The following is a 13,887-nucleotide window of genomic DNA, read 5'->3' on the forward strand; positions in this document are numbered from 1 at the left end:
GGTAAATGCTAGCTACTCCACAGGGGCATCACCGAAGTCGCGGATCGGAAGCCGTTCGCCGCCTCGGAGGGCAGACTCGTGGGCCACGATGCCGGGAAGGGTGAACCGGGCGGCTACCCAAGCGTTGACCGGGGGAAGGCTGCGGTTGTTCACGGCAGTCACAAAGTCGTCCACAAGGAATTGGTGGCTGCCCTCGTGCCCGTTGGGCGCTCCGAGGAATTCCTCGGGGAGCCGGGACTGATCGTGCACTGGAGCCAGTCCTGAGATGAAGGCGTCCCGGAGCTCGGGCGCCACGTCCGCCAGCGAGGGATCGTCGGCGGACATGGTGGGCCTGGTTTCCACCTTCTCGGACACGTCCTGCACCGAGGACTTGTCCTGCCAGACAGTAGTGGTGGCGAGCTGTTCAAAGCTGGCGTCCGTTCCGAAGAAGCGGAAGCGGGATTCGCGGATGTGGGACGGATATCCCACGCGGCGCATCTCGTTGGTGCGCATCGCACCGCCGTCGTTCATTTCGAACAGTGCGGTGGCATTGGAGAAGTCGTTGGCGAACATGCTGACGTCCTTGTCGAAGACGCCATCGCCCCGCTGGTCCTTAACTCCGATGCAGCTCACGCTGACGGCGTGGCCTGGCACAGCACCGAGCACGCCGCCGATGGCGTGGGTGGGGTACAGCATGGGCGGGTAGCTCGCGGTTTCCTTCCAGCGTTCCCCGCCGCTGTATTGGTAGGCCTCGTAGAAGCCGAGGTCCATGTCGTGGACGTAGTCGCCCTCGGTGTAGAAGATCCGGCCGAACTTCCCTTCGACGTGCTGCTGCCGGGCGAAGACTGTGGCGGGGTTGTAGTAGCTGGTCTCCCCCATCGCGTAGACCAACTTGGTTTCTCGGACGGCCTCGATGATCCGTTCGATCTCCTCTTCGGAAATTGCCATCGGCACCGCCGAGTACACATGCTTTCCGGCCCTTAGGGCCCGCTCGACCAGGGGGCCGTGTGTCCACCGTTGCGTAAAGATGGCGACAGCATCGACGTCGGACTCCAGCAGCTCCTCGAACGAGGCCATGGTGCCGTCCAGACCCCAGCGCTGCTGCGCTGCCGCGGCTCGATCAGGGAGTTCGTCCACCGCGTAGACCGCGCTGACACCGGGGTGGAGCTTGAAGAGATGGGCGAACTGGCTGCCGAACTGCCCCACGCCAACAACACCAATCGAAAACGTCATTGTTTGCCTTTCCTGCGGCCGCGCAGAGCAGCCGTTTGTCCGTCGTGTCCTGTGTACGGTCGAGTGTCGCACCCGCGATCTACACGAGTCAACAAAAGCAACAATTCCGAACATTTATCATCAAAAATTTGCGGCAAGTCTTGCCAAGGCAAAATCTACTCGTGTAGATTCGCCTCCAGCTGTTACCCGCATCACTCCCAAGAAAGGGTCGACGATGACCACGCTAACCAAGCAACCGGATCCTGGACTTGCCCCCAGGGCGCCGCGGAAGTCGCACAAGCGGGGAAAACCATCCGACGGGTTCCGCGGCATCGGAGACTTGAAAGTCGCGCTCTTCTTCATCGCCCCGGCGATGGTCGGATTGATCCTCTTCTACCTTGTCCCCACCATCCGGGGTATCTACCTCAGCTTCACCGAGTACAGCATCCTGGGCGATCCGGAATGGATAGGCGCAAAGAACTACGAACGCATAGCCAAGGATCCGCTGTTCTGGAACGCCCTGGGCGTCACGGGGGAATACGTGGTGATCAACATCGTCCTGCAGACGGCCTTGGCCCTGGGCCTTGCAATCCTGATGCACCGGGTTGCCAGATCCACACTCATTCGCGGCGCGCTCCTGATGCCCTACCTGATGGCGAACGTCATCGCGGCTCTGCTGTGGTTCTGGATGCTTGATTACCAGATCGGCATCATCAACCAGATCATCGAATGGACCGGGCTGCCCCGGGTAGCGTTCTTCGGCAGCGAGCAATGGGCCATCCCCACGCAAGCGCTCATCAACACGTGGCGGCACATGGGCTACACGGCGCTCCTGATCTTCGCCGGGCTCCAGGCCATCCCGAGCAGTGTCTATGAGGCCGCCAGCATCGACGGTTCCAAAGCCATGACCACTTTCTGGCGGATCACCCTGCCACTGCTGCGACCGGTTCTTGTACTGGTCCTCGTCGTGACCGTCATCGGCTCCTTCCAGGTGTTTGACACCGTTGCGGTCACCACGGCCGGTGGTCCTGTCAATGCGACCCGCGTGCTGCAGTTCTACATCTACCAGCGCGCCTTCAACGAACAGGACTTCGGCTACGGATCTGCCTTGGCTGTCATCCTCTTCCTCATCCTTGCCATCGTCGCTTTCATCCAGATGAAGTTCCTCCGCGGCAACCAGTCGGACCTGGACTAAGGACACGCCATGACCACTTTTACCTCACGCACCAACGTCGGCCGTCGCCCACTCAGCCGTCCCTTCAACTGGCGCCGCGCCATCGCCCTGACCCTCCTTGCCTTGGCCATCGCCGTGAGCATCCTGCCCTTCTACTGGGTGCTGCGCACAGCCCTGTCCACCAACGGATCCCTCGCCGCGAACTCCGCCAACCTGCTGCCGGCCGACTTCAACCTGGGGGCGTTCAAGCGGGTCTTCGGCCTCCAGAGTTCCTCCGAAGCCATCGCAGAAGGCGGCTCGGGCGCGTCGATCAATTTCTGGCAGTACCTCTGGAACTCGTTGCTTTTCGCAGGCATCACCACAGCCTGCGCCGTGTTCTTCAGCTCAATGGCCGCCTACGCTTTCTCCCGACTGCGGTGGAAGGGGCGCGACGCAGTCTTCTCCCTGTTCCTTGCCACCATGCTTGTCCCGCCGATCTTCACCGCCCTGCCCAACTTCCTGCTCATCAAGAACCTGGGCCTGCTCAATTCCATGCTCGGACTTGTGCTGCCATACCTGTTCATGACCCCGTTCGCCATCTTCTTCATGCGCCAGTTCTTCTTGAACATGTCCCGGGAAGTTGAAGAGGCCGCAATGCTCGACGGCGCCAAACACTGGCGGATCTTCTTCCAGATCATCATGCCCAACGCCGCAGCCCCGATCGCGACCCTGGCGCTGCTGACGTTCATGGGTCAGTGGAACGAATACTTCTGGCCCCTGTTGGTAGGCACCTCCGAAGAATCCCGGGTGCTCACCGTGGGACTGGGGGTCTTCAAATCCCAGTCCCCGCAAGGTGCTCCCGACTGGTCCGGGCTCATGGCCGCAACACTCGTGTCCGCCACGCCCGTGCTGATCCTCTTCGCCATCTTCGGCAAACGAATCGTCAACTCCATCGGCTTCAACGGCACCAAATAGCTCTCTCCACCTCCCTCACGCGGAAACCGGCATGCGCCGGTACGCACCCCATCCCGTCCTGAAAGGACCAACCATGATGAACAAGAAGGCAATCGGCGCCGTCGCCGTCGCAGCAGCCGCCGTCCTCGCATTGTCCGCCTGCTCGGGTGGAGCCTCCGGAGGCAGCTCCGGCGGAGACTCGGCCAAGGGCGAGATCAACTACTGGCTCTGGGACGCCAACCAGCTCCCCGCATACCAGCAGTGCGCCACTGACTTCAGCAAGGCCAACCCGGACATCACCGTCAAGATCACCCAGACCGGCTGGGACGACTACTGGTCCAAGCTCACCAACGGCATGGCCTCCGGCACTGCGCCGGATGTCTTCACGGACCACCTGTCCAAGTATCCGGACTTCCTCAAGACCAAACAGCTGGTGGCCCTCGATGACGCCGTTTCGAAGGACAACGTAGACCTCTCCCAGTACAACGAAGGCCTCGCAGACCTCTGGGTGGGCCAGGACGGCAAGCGCTACGGCCTTCCCAAGGACTGGGACACGATCGCACTCTTCTACAACCAGAAGATGGCTGCCGACGCCGGCATCACCTCCGAACAGATGGGCTCGCTGACCTGGAACGCGCAGGACGGCGGGACGTACGAAAAGGTGATCGCCCGCCTCACCATCGATAAGAACGGCAAGCGCGGCGACGAAGCGGGCTTCGACAAGAACAATGTTGCCGTCTACGGATTGGGTCTGCCGGGATCCGACGCGGAGAACGCCGGCCAGACGCAGTGGAGCTACCTGTCCGCCACCACTGGCTGGACCACCACGGACAAGAACCCTTGGGGTACCCACTTCAACTACGACGACAAGAAGCTTCAGGACACCATCGACTGGTGGGCCTCGCTCACCGAGAAGGGCTACATGCCCAAACTTGAAACCACCGTCGGTGCCAACGCCGCCGACAACTTCGGTGCAGGCAAGGCCGCCATCAACAGCAACGGCTCCTGGATGATCGGCCAGTACACCGGCTACAAGGGCATAGACGTCGGCATCGCTCCCACGCCGAAGGGCCCCGAAGGCAAACGTGCGTCCATGTTCAACGGTCTGGCCGATTCCGTGTGGGCCGGCACCAAGAAGAAGGACGCAGCCATCAAGTGGGTGGAATACCTTGGTTCCGCCGCCTGCCAGGACGTCGTAGCTTCAAAGGCCGTCGTATTCCCGGCCATCACCACCTCCTCCGAGAAGGCCGCAGATGCCTTCAAAGCCAAGAACGTGGACGTCAGCGCCTTCACCCAGCATGTGAAGGACAAGACCACCTTCATGCTCCCGATCACGGACAACGCCGCCAAGGTTTCCGGAATCATGAAGCCGGCCATGGACGCGGTTGTCTCGGGTAAGTCCCCTGCCAGTTCGCTGACAGCCGCCAACGAGCAAGTCAACGCACTCTTCAAGTAGAACCCTCCCGTTGCGAGGCCTGCTCTGCGCCCCATTTACCCCGCAAAGCACGCAGAGCAGGCCTCACAACACCAAACTCCCGATCCTGAAAGCGACTCATACATGCAACCGCTCCATCTCCGTTCCGCAGGTACCAGCCTGGTGATCAGCACCCACCGAGGAGAGGCTGAGATAACCCACTGGGGAGCAGACCTGGGCGATTCCCTGCCCGACCTCGCCATCCTCAACGAGCCCATCCCGCCGTCCTCGATCGACGCCAACGTTCCTGCCGGGCTCCTCCCCCAGGCCTCGTCGTCGTGGCAGGGCCGGCCTGGGCTGCGTGGTCACCGCATCGCAGACGGCGTACCCGGCTTCGACTTCTCGGTGCGCCTGCGCGTGGTGAGTGCGACGACGGACGGCAGTACCGCCGTCGTGCTTCAGTCGGATCCCGACGCCGGTATCACGGTGACCAGCAACGTCACCTTGCATCCGGGCGGGCTTCTGGAACTGCGGCACACAGTGACCAACGACGGCTCTTCGCCTTTCCAGGTGGATGAGCTGGCCACCATGCTTCCGGTGGCGCCGGACGCCGTCGAGCTTTTGGACCTGACCGGGCGCTGGTGCCGTGAGCGGCGCCCGCAGCGACGGGCAATCCAGCAAGGTACGTGGGTGCGCAGCGGCCGCCATGGCCGCACAGGGCATGATTCGTCAGTGCTGCTGGCCGCCGGGACGGCCGGTTTTGGAAACCGCCATGGCAAGGTGTGGGCCACGCATCTGGCATGGAGCGGCAACCATGAGCAGTTCGCGGACAGCGTGGCCGATGGCCGCACCATCGTGGGCGGTTCGGAGCTCCTGGGCCCGGCTGAAGTGGTGCTGCAACCAGGTGACAGCTACACCACTCCGGCACTGTTCGCCGCGTACTCGGACCGTGGGCTGGACGGCATCAGCGAGGCGTTCTACAGCTGGTTCCGGTCACGTCCCCACCATGTGGCCACACCCCGTCCAGTAGTCCTCAACACCTGGGAAGCGGTGTACTTCGACCACAATTTGGACACCTTGATCGAGCTGGCGGAGTCGGCTGCCGACCTTGGCGTTGAGCGTTTCGTGCTCGACGACGGGTGGTTCCGCGGGCGCCGCGACGACCACGCCGGGTTGGGCGATTGGTACGTCGACGAGACTCTCTGGCCTTCGGGTCTCACTCCCTTGATCGACGCCGTGACCTCCCGCGGCATGGAGTTCGGACTGTGGGTGGAGCCGGAAATGGTCAACTTGGATTCGGACGTTGCCCGGGAGCATCCGGAGTGGATCGTTGGCCCTGCTGCCGTGTCCCACAAGGACGGCGGGCGGCTCCCCTTGGAGTGGCGGCAGCAGCACGTGGTTGACCTCGTGAACCCGGAAGCGTGGCAGTACATCTTTGACCGCATCGATGCCCTGCTGAGGGAGAACAACATCAGCTACCTCAAGTGGGACCAGAACCGGGACCTCCTGGAACACGGTCATGCCGGCAGGGCGTCAGTGCACGAGCAAACGTTGGCCGCCTACCGGCTCTTCGACGCCTTGCGGGCGGCTCACCCGGGTGTGGAGATTGAGAGCTGCTCCTCCGGCGGCGCCCGCGTGGACTTGGGGATCCTGGAACGGACAGACCGGATCTGGGCTTCGGACTGCAACGATGCCCTGGAGCGGCAGACCATCCAGCGCTGGACCGGCGTCGTGGTTCCGCCCGAACTGGTCGGCGGGCACGTCGGCCCCACCACCTCCCACACCACCGGCCGCACGCACGACCTTTCGTTCCGTGCCATCACGGCCTTGTTCGGGCACTTCGGCATGGAGTGGGACGTCCGGTCCGTTGCGGGCGCCGAGCGCGAGGAACTCAAGCGCTTCATCGCGTTGTACAAGGAACATCGGGGCCTCATCCACAGCGGACGAATGGTCCGTGCGGATGTCCCGGACGAGTCGCTGATGGTACATGGCGTGGTTGCTTCAGAGCACGACGGCGGCACTCCAGCAGGTGCCACAGCGGCACTGTTCGCCGTGGTCAAGACCCGGACGGGCTTCAACGAACTCCTGGGCCGGGTGGCACTTCCGGGGCTCGATCCGCTGCGTTCCTACCGGGCGGAGCTTCTCTTTCCGACCCCGGCGGATGCCGACTACGGCCACACGTTTACCGAGGCCAAGCCAGCTCCTTGGTTGGTGTCAGGGGCGGAAGCCAGCGGGCGTTTCCTGGGCGAAGTCGGGCTCCCGATGCCCGTGCTGAACCCGGAGCACGCCATCGTGCTGCGGCTCACCGCCCTGTAACGCTCCATCACATCCCCAAGGCTTCCCGGGAACCCTCGCTCACAACCCACGGGCTTCCCGGGAACCCTCGCTCACCGGCACCAGCGCGCTAGACCGTATCAGCCAAGTAATCGATCGCCAGCTTGTACCCGAGCACGCCTGCGCCAACGATGATCGCGTTGCACACCCCCGAGAGGTACGAGTGGTGCCTGAACTCTTCGCGCTGGTGAACGTTGGTGATGTGGACCTCGACGGCGGGCAACTGCACGGCCGCGATGGCATCCCGAAGCGCCACGGACGTGTGCGTGTAAGCACCCGCGTTGATGACGATGCCGACGGCGGTGCCGCGGGCTGCATGGATGGCGTCCACCAGGTCACCTTCGTGGTTGGACTGCACACACTCCACCGTGAAGCCATGCGCGGTGGCTGAAGTCATGGCGAGGTGCTCGACGTCGGCCAGCGTGGAGGTTCCGTACTTCTCGGGCTCGCGTGTGCCCAGAAGGTTGAGGTTGGGTCCGTTGATCACAAGGATGGTGCCGCGACCGGCTTCGGTGGCGGGGGTGGCTTCAGTCATGGCTCCCAATCTATCGCCGCGAGAGAGCGTCCGGGAATTAGGCCCATTAGGTGAGAGAGCGTGCCCTAAAACAGTCACTATGTGAGAGAGGGCCACCCAAATGCCCGGGTGATGTGAGAGAGCGTTGGTTATTTGCGTGTGCACTGCCCAGCGGAGACCTGCTCGCTGAGGCCCGGCGCCTGCGCCGCCACAGGTTCAACGTCGGCCATGGTCAAGGCGAAGCCCAAGGCCGCATCCGTGGTGGTCTTGGCGAAGATCAGGCCGGCTACCTGGCCGTCCATCGTCAGCAGGGGTCCGCCCGAGTTTCCGGGCTGGACATCCCCGGCCAGCTTGTACACCAGCTCCGGCGAGGGATTGTTGCCATAAATATCCGGAACCAGAATGGGCGAAATCCCTTGCACTGTGGCGGGCTTCGACTGGAAGGGACCGCCATGCGGGTAGCCGGCAAACGCTGCGGGGCTTCCACCCGGCAGGTCCGGGCTCAGCGGCAGCGGGTTGGACTTCAGGCCGTCCACGGCCAATACCGCGATGTCCCGCTGGGGGTCGAAGTAGACGACGCGCCCCGGCAACGCACCGCCGTCGGGAATTTCCACAACGGGCTGCGACACGCCCGCCACGACGTGCGCGTTGGTGACGACGCGCCCGGGCGAAACCACGAATCCGGAACCGGTCTGGTTCTGGCCGCACTCGAAGGCCGTTCCGGCGATCTTCAGCACGGATTCAGCAGCCTTGTTCAAAGCCGGAGTGTCGGTGGACTCATTGGGAACAGGGACTGCCGTGCCCGGCCCGATGCCCTCAATCAGCTTTGGAATGCCGTCGCCGATCACCGTGGACCGCAGCTGCGCCATGGTGCTCTTGACCGGCGTCGGCGTTATGTTGTCGATGTAACGGATCACCCGGGACTCGGCCAACTGCTGCGACACAAACGGCACACCAAGGGAACTGATGCTGAACGCCAGCATGGACATCACCAGCGCGGCCACCACCACGCTCACCACGCCACCGATCAGGCGGTCCGCCGCATGCAACGGCTTGATCCGCACGGCGTGGCGGACTTTGCGCCCGATCATGGTCCCAAGCCCATGCCCCAAAGCGATGAGTACGACGGCGGCCCCCACCGTGGCGGCCAGCCTCCAGCCGCTGTCGGTCACCCAGTTGCTGACGAGCGGGACGGCCACGAATGCAGCGATGGCACCGACGATGAATCCGGCAATACCGCCCAAGGTGACCATGAAGCCGTTGCGCAGGCCATAGATCAAGTAGGACAGGAGCATCAAAATCAATGCCAAATCCAATATCGTCAAGCCAAACACCAATGCTCCTCATAGCCGGGTAGCGCCAATTGTAGTTGTGGACCCTGACAGCCAACCGTTAGTCACATCACCATGGGGTCACGGTCAAAGGTTGTTTTAAGGCGGTCCTTTGGGCCTCGGACGCCGCCAACCCGCGCCATTTCAGCGTTTCACGTGCCAAGTACGTCACAGAAGCTCAAAAATTCTGAAACAATGGCTGGAGCGCCACGACCGAAACTTATATTCAGGAGATTTCATGGACATCGAGGTATTGCGCCGCGCACCCCTCTTCGCCACCCTTGACGACGACGCATTCCGCCTGCTGACGGACGAACTCACCGAGGTGGACCTTTCACGTGGAGCTTCCGTGTTCCGCGAAGGCGACCAGGGTGACCAGCTCTACTTCATCGTTTCCGGCAAGGTGAAGCTCGGCCGTACCTCCCCCGACGGCCGCGAGTCCCTGCTGGCCATCCTCGGCCCGGGCGAACTCTTCGGCGAGATGGCGTTGTTCGACCCCAGCCCGCGTACCGCCACGGCCACCGCCGTTTCCGAAACGCGCCTTGCAGGCCTGAAGAACGAGAGCCTCAACGCCCTGCTCCGCACGCGTCCCGAGGTTTCCGCCCAGCTGCTGCAGGCACTGGCCCGCCGCCTGCGCCGGACCAACGATTCCTTGTCCGACCTCGTCTTCTCCGACGTGCCGGGCCGCGTTGCCAAGGCGCTCCTGGACCTCGCTGACCGCTTCGGTCGTCCGGCCACCGACGGCGTCCTGGTGGCCCACGAGCTCACCCAGGAAGAACTGGCCCAACTGGTGGGCGCTTCCCGCGAAACCGTCAACAAGGCACTGGCCGAGTTCGTTCAGCGCGGCTGGCTGCGCTTGGAAGCCCGCGCCGTCGTCATCCTGGACATGCAGCGACTCCGCCAGCGTTCGCGCTAAAAAGCTTCACAAAAAAGCCGCCCCGGTTCGACGCCGGGGCGGCTTTTTGTTGTTTTGGTGAGCGAGCGATCGACTCAAGCGGGTGGGATGTGAGCGAGGGTCAGCGTTCGCGCTGGGGCTCGCCGGCGACGGTGCGTGCGGCTTCGACTTCGAGCATGAGCTGCCCGCCTTCGTCCACCAGCTTGGGCTGATAAACGTGGGCCTTGCGTTTGTAGCTCAGGTACGCGATGCAGCCATTGGCGTGGGCCATCTTCTCGAGCATGATCTCCGAGCCCGGCACCAAAAGCTGGCCCAAGGTCAGGCCCACGGTGTTTGGCTGGCCGATCTCATCGCCCAGGGCAGGAGTATCGCGCAGGGCGATGGCCTCGGACGCCGACACCCACCGGCCCCAGACACCCTTGCTGCCAAGGATGCTGGGCTGCTGGTTCACCGGAACCGTGGCGGCGAAGTACCGGGTGTTGAAACGCGTGTGGGCGAAGTCCGGGCTGAGCCAGTTGACCAGCGGTTTCAGCAGATCGGTTCGCAGGGAAAGCCCCCGCTTTGTGAGCACCTCCGTGAAGGACTTCTCCTGGGCGGCCACGGCTTCGCGGGCACGCATCCACTCCACGGTGGAGTTGGCCTCCACCGTGGAGGAGGCATCCGGACCAGCCAGCAGGACGCCGGTCTCTTCGAAGAGCTCACGGATGGCGCCCACCACGTGACGGCGGGCGAGTCCTACGTCGTCCGTTCCCATCTGCTCGGCCCACTGCTGGGGCGAGGGACCCACCCAAGCTACGGGGTCGTCATCGGACGGGTCCAAGGACCCGCCGGGGAACGCAACGACGCCCAACGGCGAGGAACCGGGCCTGTAGCCAAGCCAGGTTTCCAAACCGGAGGGCGAATCGCGCAAGAGGACAACAGATGAGGCATAGCGGGCGGCCCTGGGGGTCCGCTCGCCGAGCTCAAGCCAGTTCTGTGCTGCCCCTTCGAGTTCCGGGGGCAGTACAAAAAGGCGACGGGCAAGCTGCGGCACTTCGGTGAACCGGTTCCTTAGCTGAATTCAGCGATGAGCTCGACCTCTACGGGAGAGTCGAGGGGCAGGACAGAAACGCCGACGGCGGAACGGGCGTGAATGCCGGCGTCGCCGAATACCTGTCCCAGAAGTTCGGAAGCACCGTTGATGACGCCGGGCTGGCCGGTGAAGGTGGGCTCGGAGGCAACGAAGCCGACCACCTTGACGATGCGGGTGACGCGGTCGAGGTCGCCGATGACACTCTTGACGGCGGCCAGGGCGTTGATCGCGCACACGGCTGCGTAGCGCTTGGCTTCCTCGGGATCGACAGTTGCTTCATCCGACGCGCCCAACTCGCCCAACGAGACCTTGCCCGTAGCTTCGAGTTTGCCGTTAATAAAGGGCAGCTGTCCGGAGGTGTAAACGTAGTTGCCGGAGACGACGGCGGGCACGTAGGCAGCCACGGGGGCAGCGACCTCGGGAAGGGTCAGTCCGAGCTCGGCCAGACGCTGCTCGACGGCCGACGTCGGGGCGCCGGATTCCGCGGGAGAGGTGGTTTCTGCGGGGGTGGTCATGGTTACTGCTTCTCCCTCTTCAGGTATGCGACAAGGCCTTTGCCATCGGGGCCGCCGACAACCTGGACAAGCTCCCAGCCGTCTTCGCCCCACTGGTCCAGGATCTGCTTGGTGGCGTGAATAATAAGCGGAATCGTGGCGTACTCCCATTTGGTCATGACAGAAAGCCTAGCCCGTGCCGGTAAACTGGAAAACATGGTGACTCGCAAGAACCCCATATTCGACACTGCCACCACCCTCGGAAAGATTCTAGGTTTCCTTGGCGTGAGTGCGATCTGTGGCGTCCTGGTGGCTGGACTTCTTGTCCCGGCCGCAGCCGTCTCGGGCAGTGCCGCAAGTGGTTCCATCCAGTTCTTTGACACTCTGCCAGCGGAGCTCCAGGTGGATCCGCCCAGCCAGAACACCACGATCCTGGCGAAGGACGGTACGCCGATCGCCTCGATCTACGCGGAGAACCGGACCAAGGTTCCGCTGGACGCGATGAGCCCGTTTATCAAGGACGCTGTCATCTCCATTGAGGACAGCCGTTTTTATGAGCACGGCGGCATCGACACCACCGGCATCATGCGAGCACTGGTGAGCACCGCCCGAGGCAACAAGCAGGGTGCGTCCACCATCACCCAGCAGTACGTGAACAACGTCATCAACGAGTCATTGGTGGCTTCCGGCAAGGGCGACGACGTCCTGCTCAACGGTGTGAACAAGGGCGTGGGCGACAAGCTCCGCGAAATGAAGCTCGCGATCGCCCTGGAGAAGAAGTTCTCCAAGGAGCAGATCCTTGAGGGCTACCTCAACATCGTCTTCTTCAACCGCGACGCCTACGGCATTGAAGCGGCATCGAAGTTCTTCTTCAGCACCACCGCCAAAGACCTGACACTTCCCCAAGCCGCCCTGCTGGCCGGCCTGGTGAACAGCCCGTCGGCCTTTGATCCGATCACCAACCCGGACAACTCAAAGGTGCGCCGCGACTTGGTGCTCAACGCCATGTTGGCCCAGAAGAAGATCACGCAGGCCCAGCACGATGAAGCCGTGGCCACGCCGGTCACCACCAAGGTGACCCCGGCCCGCCAGGGTTGTGCCTACGCCTCGATGGCTCCGTACTTCTGCGACTACGTCCTGCACCTCCTGCTGAACAACCCCGCTTACGGTGACACGCAGGAAGACCGCGAAAAGCGCGTCATGCGCGGCGGCCTGACCATTCAGACCACCCTTGATCCGACCGCCCAGAACGTGGCGCAGCAGCAGGTCGACGCCACGGCAGGTGCCAACCCGGACAAGTGGGGTGCCTCGATCGTCTCTGTCCAGCCGGGCACGGGCCAGATCGTCAGCATGGCCCAGAACACCGTTTGGCTGCCTCAAGAGGGCAAGTTTGATCAGACACAGAACTTCAACGTTGATGTACTCGACGCCAACGGCAACGACCTCAACGGCATTGGCGGCTTCCAGCCCGGTTCGACGATGAAGCCCTTCACGTTCGCCCAGTGGCTGAACGAGGGCAAGTCGATGGAAACCACCATCAATGCTTCCAGACGAAACTATCCGCAGAACTTCCCGTGGAAGAACACCTGTCCGACGCCAGTCGACGGTTTCTACGACAGAAACGTGCCTGGCAGTTTCGACCTTCAGAACTCTGACGAGGGTTACTACAGGAACATGACGGTGCTGTACGGCCTCATGAACTCGATCAACACTGCAACGTTCGCCTCTGCGTCACAGGTTGATCTCTGTGGCATTCAAGGGATCGTAGACGCCACCGGCATTCACGGGGGGCTTCCGACCCGAGACGGCACCGGCAAGGTCACGGATCCAAACCCACAGGTGCCTATGACTCGACTGTCTAACCTGATCGGTGCTACCCAGACCGCCCCCCTGACCATGGCCGCGGCTTTTGCAACCTTCGCAGCAGATGGGAAGTACTGTGCACCGATTGCCATTACTTCGGTAAAGGACCAATCGGGCGCTGATCTTCCGGCCCAGTCGTCCAGTTGCAAGGACGCCGTGAAACCTGAGGTAGCCCGGGGCGTGGCCTACGCCATGGGCAAGGTGCTGGATCAAGGTTCAGGCTCGCTGATCCGCCCTGCCTTGAACTCCAAGAACTTCCCTGTTGCCGCCAAGACCGGCACCAACGACACCAACGGCTCCACGTGGGTTGTCGGCTACACCACTGGTCTCGCCACAGCGTCCTGGTTCGGAGACCCGTTGGGTAACCAGTCGCGCTACGGACGCAATCTCACGGTCAACGGTAAGTTCTACGATTTCGTTGACGGTTACATGATCGCCGGCCCGCAGTTCACCAACTACATGTTGGCTGTCGCCCCGGCATACGGCACCAACCCGTTCCAGCAACCGCCGTCCAACCTGCTCGGCGCGCCGACACCGCAACGCAACAACACGCCGTCGAACACCACGCCGTCCGCACCGAAGCAGACACCGAACCCGGCCCCGTCCACCGGAACCGGCAACAACGGTAACGGCAATGGAAACAGCGGCGACGCCCCGGGCAAGGACTAGCGG

Annotated in this window: 12 protein-coding genes; 6 read left to right on the forward strand and 6 right to left on the reverse strand. The window is 62.9% G+C overall.

Annotation, left to right across the window (positions count from 1 at the left end):
• Positions 1-12: 12 nt before the first annotated feature.
• Complete coding sequence (locus ACFVSI_RS14015; RefSeq protein ID WP_387824598.1) at positions 13-1,212, reverse strand: Gfo/Idh/MocA family protein; 1,200 nt, start codon at positions 1,210-1,212, stop codon at positions 13-15.
• A gap of 214 nt (positions 1,213-1,426) precedes the next feature.
• Here ACFVSI_RS14015 and ACFVSI_RS14020 point away from each other — a divergent pair, with 214 nt between their 5' ends.
• From ACFVSI_RS14020 to ACFVSI_RS14035, 4 genes are all read left to right on the forward strand, one after another.
• A complete protein-coding gene (locus ACFVSI_RS14020; RefSeq protein WP_387824601.1) occupies positions 1,427-2,386 on the forward strand; it encodes a carbohydrate ABC transporter permease in 960 nt (319 codons plus the stop codon).
• Between the two features lie 9 nt (positions 2,387-2,395).
• The gene (locus ACFVSI_RS14025; RefSeq protein WP_387824604.1) at positions 2,396-3,319 is read left to right on the forward strand and encodes a carbohydrate ABC transporter permease; all 924 of its coding nucleotides are present in this window, start codon (positions 2,396-2,398) and stop codon (positions 3,317-3,319) included.
• Positions 3,320-3,392: 73 nt separating this feature from the next.
• Entirely contained in the window at positions 3,393-4,754 is a 1,362-nt protein-coding gene (locus ACFVSI_RS14030) for an ABC transporter substrate-binding protein (RefSeq protein WP_387824607.1), read from the forward strand.
• A gap of 102 nt (positions 4,755-4,856) precedes the next feature.
• The gene (locus ACFVSI_RS14035) at positions 4,857-7,028 is read left to right on the forward strand and encodes an alpha-galactosidase (protein WP_387824610.1); all 2,172 of its coding nucleotides are present in this window, start codon (positions 4,857-4,859) and stop codon (positions 7,026-7,028) included.
• A gap of 88 nt (positions 7,029-7,116) precedes the next feature.
• Here the strand turns inward: ACFVSI_RS14035 and aroQ are convergent, their stop codons facing one another.
• Together aroQ and ACFVSI_RS14045 are read right to left on the reverse strand one after the other, a co-directional pair.
• Positions 7,117-7,581, reverse strand: a complete 465-nt coding sequence (gene aroQ / locus ACFVSI_RS14040; protein WP_387824613.1) for a type II 3-dehydroquinate dehydratase — start codon at positions 7,579-7,581, stop codon at positions 7,117-7,119.
• A gap of 128 nt (positions 7,582-7,709) precedes the next feature.
• Positions 7,710-8,894, reverse strand: coding sequence for a MarP family serine protease (locus ACFVSI_RS14045; RefSeq protein WP_387824615.1), 1,185 nt, complete (start codon positions 8,892-8,894; stop codon positions 7,710-7,712).
• A gap of 235 nt (positions 8,895-9,129) precedes the next feature.
• Here ACFVSI_RS14045 and ACFVSI_RS14050 point away from each other — a divergent pair, with 235 nt between their 5' ends.
• Entirely contained in the window at positions 9,130-9,807 is a 678-nt protein-coding gene (locus tag ACFVSI_RS14050) for a Crp/Fnr family transcriptional regulator (protein ID WP_011775987.1), read from the forward strand.
• A 100-nt stretch (positions 9,808-9,907) separates the two neighbouring features.
• Here ACFVSI_RS14050 and ACFVSI_RS14055 read toward each other — a convergent pair whose 3' ends face one another.
• From ACFVSI_RS14055 to ACFVSI_RS14065, 3 genes are read right to left on the reverse strand one after another with little or no spacing between them, the layout of a single operon-like run.
• Entirely contained in the window at positions 9,908-10,819 is a 912-nt protein-coding gene (locus ACFVSI_RS14055; protein WP_387824618.1) for an NUDIX hydrolase, read from the reverse strand.
• Between the two features lie 17 nt (positions 10,820-10,836).
• Positions 10,837-11,373, reverse strand: a complete 537-nt coding sequence (locus tag ACFVSI_RS14060; protein WP_144663380.1) for a RidA family protein — start codon at positions 11,371-11,373, stop codon at positions 10,837-10,839.
• Between the two features lie 2 nt (positions 11,374-11,375).
• Entirely contained in the window at positions 11,376-11,531 is a 156-nt protein-coding gene (locus tag ACFVSI_RS14065) for a DUF4177 domain-containing protein (RefSeq protein WP_011775990.1), read from the reverse strand.
• On the opposite strand from ACFVSI_RS14065, the gene ACFVSI_RS14070 reads away from it, so the two are divergent.
• The gene (locus ACFVSI_RS14070; RefSeq protein WP_387824621.1) at positions 11,530-13,884 is read left to right on the forward strand and encodes a transglycosylase domain-containing protein; all 2,355 of its coding nucleotides are present in this window, start codon (positions 11,530-11,532) and stop codon (positions 13,882-13,884) included. The two genes, ACFVSI_RS14065 and ACFVSI_RS14070, sit on opposite strands and share 2 nt — an antisense overlap.
• Positions 13,885-13,887: the final 3 nt, after the last annotated feature.

The organism is Paenarthrobacter sp. NPDC057981, assembly GCF_042886835.1.
Classification (GTDB): Bacteria; Actinomycetota; Actinomycetes; order Actinomycetales; family Micrococcaceae; genus Arthrobacter.

Bases quoted from the DNA above. Each gene is read 5' to 3' on its own strand.
- ACFVSI_RS14065 (WP_011775990.1), bottom strand. From the start codon at position 11,531: ATGACCAAATGGGAGTACGCCACGATTCCGCTTATTATTCACGCCACC.
- ACFVSI_RS14030 (WP_387824607.1), top strand. From the start codon at position 3,393: ATGATGAACAAGAAGGCAATCGGCGCCGTCGCCGTCGCAGCAGCCGCC.
- ACFVSI_RS14025 (WP_387824604.1), top strand. From the start codon at position 2,396: ATGACCACTTTTACCTCACGCACCAACGTCGGCCGTCGCCCACTCAGC.
- ACFVSI_RS14015 (WP_387824598.1), bottom strand. From the start codon at position 1,212: ATGACGTTTTCGATTGGTGTTGTTGGCGTGGGGCAGTTCGGCAGCCAG.
- aroQ (WP_387824613.1), bottom strand. From the start codon at position 7,581: ATGACTGAAGCCACCCCCGCCACCGAAGCCGGTCGCGGCACCATCCTT.
- ACFVSI_RS14020 (WP_387824601.1), top strand. From the start codon at position 1,427: ATGACCACGCTAACCAAGCAACCGGATCCTGGACTTGCCCCCAGGGCG.
- ACFVSI_RS14035 (WP_387824610.1), top strand. From the start codon at position 4,857: ATGCAACCGCTCCATCTCCGTTCCGCAGGTACCAGCCTGGTGATCAGC.
- ACFVSI_RS14070 (WP_387824621.1), top strand. From the start codon at position 11,530: ATGACAGAAAGCCTAGCCCGTGCCGGTAAACTGGAAAACATGGTGACT.
- ACFVSI_RS14060 (WP_144663380.1), bottom strand. From the start codon at position 11,373: ATGACCACCCCCGCAGAAACCACCTCTCCCGCGGAATCCGGCGCCCCG.
- ACFVSI_RS14050 (WP_011775987.1), top strand. From the start codon at position 9,130: ATGGACATCGAGGTATTGCGCCGCGCACCCCTCTTCGCCACCCTTGAC.